Source organism: Dendronalium phyllosphericum CENA369 (genome assembly GCF_016056275.1).
GTDB classification, from domain to species: Bacteria; Cyanobacteriota; Cyanobacteriia; order Cyanobacteriales; family Nostocaceae; genus Dendronalium; species Dendronalium phyllosphericum.
Genome location: NZ_JAECZA010000186.1, coordinates 1 through 1,330, shown reverse-complemented (window position 1 = coordinate 1,330; position 1,330 = coordinate 1). Strand labels below are relative to the sequence as shown.

Below are 1,330 nucleotides of genomic sequence, written 5' to 3'. Positions count from 1 at the left end.
CAGAGGGGCAGAGGGGCAGAGGAGCAGAGGGGCAGAGGGGCAGAGGAGAAAACTATACTCAGCACTCAGCACTCAGTACTCAGCACTCAGCACTCAGCACTCAGCACTTCTGACTCAGCACTCGATTGGATAATTGCAGAAATTAGTAGCTATCAAATTGAATCTTCTGTATCTCTTGCACCTCGCATTGGGGTTTGGACGACTTTCACCCCAGATCACTTGGCGCGCCACAAGACTTTAGAAAATTACTACGACATTAAAGCTAAACTGTTGCGGCGATCGCATCTACAAATATTTAATGGCGACGATCCCTATTTGCACAAAGTAGGTTTAAGTCATTGGCCTGATGCCTACTGGACAAGTGTCAAAGGCAAAGATTTTTTAATCAGCGAAAAAGGCTTTTATATTGAAGATGGCTGGATTGTAGAATTGCAGAACTCTACACCAGAAAGAATTGTGGAAGCCTCTGCTTTGCGAATGGTGGGCGAACATAATTTGCAAAATCTGCTGATGGCAGTAGCGGCGGCGCGGTTGGCGGGGATTGAACGCGATGCTATTGATACTGCAATTCGAGAATTTCCAGGTGTTGCCCATCGTTTGGAACACATTTGCACTTGGCAAGGCATTGACTTTATTAACGACAGCAAAGCGACTAACTATGATGCTGCCGAAGTCGGGTTAGCTTCAGTCAAAAGTCCAGCAATTTTGATTGCTGGTGGAGAAGCAAAACCCGGCGATGATACTGGCTGGTTAGCAAAAATTCAAGCTAAAGCAGCAGCGGTATTATTGATTGGCGCTGCTGCACCAATGTTTGCCCAACGCTTGCAAGAGGTGGGTTATTCTAATTATGAAATAGTGGAAACGATGGAAAAAGCAGTTCCTCGGTCAGCAGAATTAGCTAAACACCATCAAGCGCCTGTAGTATTGTTATCTCCTGCTTGTGCAAGTTTCGATCGATACCCAAATTTTGAGGTCAGGGGCGACGATTTTCGGAAATTATGTCTTGCTTGGGTGGGTAAGGAGTGCTGAGTGCTGAGTGCTGAGTGCTGAGTGCTGAGTCAGGAGTAGAGACGCGATTATACTCTTACGAGAAGCCCTCCGGGTGACGCTCCTGCGTCGCTAACGCTGCGCTAACGGCAGTTCCTCTACTTGGTGAGGAAGTTCAAGTCTTGGCGGTTCCCGTCGAGTTGAAACTTCCGAACCCGAAGGGGGAGACCCCAAGACCGGACTGCTTCACCGCTCTTACGAGCGTCTACGCGTCTGTACAAGAGGCAAGAGGCAAGAGTAATTATTATTTATTGTCTCCCCCATCTCCCCCATCTCCCCCATC

The 1,330-nt window shown here is 48.0% G+C and carries 1 protein-coding gene; it reads left to right on the top strand.

The window, feature by feature from the left end:
* The coding region (gene murD, locus I8752_RS22140) for a UDP-N-acetylmuramoyl-L-alanine--D-glutamate ligase (protein WP_214434429.1) at window positions 1-1,029 on the top strand (1,029 nt) is incomplete at its 5' end.
* Window positions 1,030-1,330: the final 301 nt, after the last annotated feature.